General features: G+C 35.0%; 2 protein-coding genes. Both read left to right on the top strand.

Translation table 11 applies throughout. The features are described from left to right. The coding region (locus tag PHC28_RS17135; RefSeq protein WP_300103432.1) for a TIM-barrel domain-containing protein at positions 1-2,160 on the top strand (2,160 nt) is incomplete at its 5' end. 49 nt (positions 2,161-2,209) lie between these two features. Continuing rightward, on the top strand, positions 2,210-3,427 hold a 1,218-nt coding region (locus tag PHC28_RS17130), incomplete at its 3' end, for an alpha-amylase family glycosyl hydrolase (protein ID WP_300103430.1).

Raw genomic sequence — 3,427 nt, 5'->3', positions numbered from 1 at the left:
GAAACGCCAAAGTTTATAAGTCTTTACAAAAAAGGAATTGTAGTAACTGTCCAAAAATCACCATTTCAAATCTCTTATTTCAATCAACAAAAGCTTTTGTTATCAGAAAAAAACGGTTATTTCAAACAAAAACATATCCCGTTAGAAAATGTAAAAGGCAACATCAAAGCAGATTCAACAGAAGTAATTCAGTTCAATATCTCACCTGATGAAGTTTTATATGGTGGCGGAGCCCGTGCTTTAGGAATGAACCGTCGTGGCAATAAATTAGCTTTGTATAACCGAGCTCATTATGGTTACGAAACGCATTCGGAATTAATGAATTTTTGTATTCCAATGGTTTTATCTTCTAAATTGTATGCGGTTCATTTTGATAATTCTGCCATTGGCTACTTGGATTTAGATAGTAAAAAAGATAATACTTTAGCGTATGAGACTATTTCGGGAAGAAAAACCTATCAAGTAATTGTAGGCGATTCTTGGACGGATTTGATTTCAAATTACACTGATTTAACTGGAAAACAACCCTTACCTGCTCGATGGACTTTAGGGAATTTTTCTAGTCGTTTTGGTTATCATACTCAAGAAGAGGTGGAGAAAACCATCAATAAATTTGAAGAAGATAAAATTCCTGTCGATGCGATAATTCTCGATTTATATTGGTTTGGAAAAACCATTCAAGGAACAATGGGAAATTTAGATTGGGATAAAGACAACTTCAAAAGCCCAACAAAAATGATTGCCGATTTAAATGCAAAAGGAATAAAAACTGTTTTAATAACGGAACCTTTTGTGCTGACAACTTCAAGTAAATGGCAGGAAGTTGTAGATAAAAAAGTAGTCGCAACAGACAAAAACGGAAAACCTTTTACTTACGATTTCTATTTTGGAAATACTGGAATCATAGATGTTTTTAAACCCGAAGGAAAAGACTGGTTTTGGAATATTTACAAAAGCTTAATCAATCAAGGCGTTGGCGGACTTTGGGGCGATTTGGGCGAACCCGAAGTATTCCCATCCGAAGCAATTACCGCTGGTGGCAAAGCTGATGAAATTCATAATGTTTACGGCCACAATTGGGCAAAATTAATTGCTGACGGTTACAAAAAAGATTTTCCAAATGTGCGTCCATTCATTCTGATGCGTGCTGGATATTCTGGTTCACAACGTTTCGGGATGATTCCGTGGTCTGGTGATGTGAGCCGTTCTTGGGGCGGATTGCAATCGCAAACCGAAATCGCCTTGCAAATGGGAATGCAAGGAATGGGGTATATGCACTCTGATTTAGGAGGATTTGCAGGCGATTATTTTGACAACGAATTGTATATTCGTTGGCTACAATATGGTGTTTTCCAACCAATATTTCGTCCCCACGCTCAAGAAGAAGTCGCTTCGGAAGTGGCTCGCAAAGACATTATAACCAAAGCAAAAGCCAAGAAACTAGTAGAATTGCGTTACCAACTTTTACCTTACAATTATACTTTGGCTTTTGAAAATAACCAAAAAGGAACTCCCTTAATGCGTCCGTTGTTTTTTGAAGAACCAAATAATCCTAAATTATTGACTGTTTGTGAAACCTATCTTTGGGGAAATGATTTCCTAGTTACTCCAATTACAAAAGCTGAAATCACTTCAACTACTGTTTACTTTCCAAAAAATAACAATTGGTTTGATTTCAATTCCAATAAAAAACAATTGGCCGGAACAACTGCAAACATAGCGGTTGTTGAAGATCATATTCCTGTTTATGTTCGCGGTGGTGCTTTTATTCCAATGATAAAAACCATTCAAAACACATCGCAATATTCGTTGGCTAACTTCGATTTGCATTATTATTTTGATGCAAAAACTACAAAAAGCAAAGGAAGAATTTATAATGATGATGGTTTAACGGCAAACGCATTTGAAAAAGAAGAATATGAAATTTTGAATTTCCATAGTAATGTCAATAGCAAAACAGTTGTTATCCAATTGAGTTCGGAAATTGGAAAAAACTTTCAATCTTTGGATAAAAATGTAAATTTGATTGTCCACAATATAAAAGCCAAAACCATTTCGGTAGATGGAAAAAGCGTGAAATTTAAAACTAATAAAACTTCGATAGAAATTCCAGTTTCTTGGAAAAAAGGAACTGAAGTTGAAATCAAAATACAAATGTAACTATACCTAACAGGTTTTAAAAACCTGTTAGGTATGAAAGAAAACAAAAATGAAAAAATCAATACTACTGTTTGCCCTTTCTCTTCTTTTCTTAAGTTGTTCCTCTACTAAAACTGCTCAAACAGCATCAAAAACCCCTTTCGTTTGGGAAAATGCCAATGTGTATTTTCTGTTAATCGACCGTTTCAATAACGGAGATAAAACGAACGACTATAATTACTACAGAAATAAAACAACTGGAAAATTGCGCGGTTTTGAAGGTGGCGATATTCGAGGTATAATTCAAAAAATAGATGAAGGCTATTTTGAAAAACTAGGAATAACTGCCATTTGGATGACGCCAGTTGTAGAACAAATTCACGATGGTGTAGATGAAGGAACAGGATTTACTTATGGATTTCACGGCTATTGGGCAAGAGATTGGTCGGCAATAGATCCTAGTTTTGGAACTAAAAAAGATTTGGCTGAATTGGTACAAAAAGCACACGCAAAAGGAATTCGTGTTTTATTGGATGCCGTTATCAATCACACTGGACCTGTAACTGCTGAAGACTCTGTTTATCCTAATGATTGGGTGAGAACAACACCAAAATGCACTTACAAATCTTATGACACTTATATAAATTGCACCTTGGTTGAAAATCTTCCAGATGTAAAAACCGAAAGTACTGAGAATGTGGATCTACCTCCATTCTTAATCGAAAAATGGAAAAAAGAAGGGCGTTACGAACAAGAAGTAGCCCAATTAGATGCCTTTTTTACCAAAACCGGTTATCCTCGTGCACCAAAATATTACATTATGAAATGGTTATCCGATTACATCACCGATTATGGAATAGATGGTTATCGCGTTGATACAGCCAAACACACGTATGAAGATGTTTGGGCAGATTTCAAAAAAGTATGCGACGGAGCATTTGCCGATTTCAAAAAAAATAACCCAGATAAGGTACTAGATAACAATGCTTTTTTTACAGTTGGAGAAGTTTATGGCTACAACATTGGAAACAAAAAACTGTATGATTTTGGGGATAAAAAAGTCAACTATTTCGAAAATGGTTTTACTGGTTTAATCAATTTTGATTTTAGAAACGAAGCCAAAATGAATTATGAATCTTTGTTTTCAAAATACAGCACAATTCTTCAAAATGACTTAAAAGGAAATACAGTTATGAACTATGTTTCTTCCCACGACGATAGTTATCCTTTTGATAAGAAACGAGAAAAAACATTCGAAAGCGGAACAAAATTGCTTCTTGCTCCAGGA

The organism is Flavobacterium sp. (genome assembly GCF_028712645.1).
Taxonomy (GTDB): Bacteria; Bacteroidota; Bacteroidia; order Flavobacteriales; family Flavobacteriaceae; genus Flavobacterium.
This window is presented reverse-complemented; position numbering and strand designations above follow the sequence as displayed.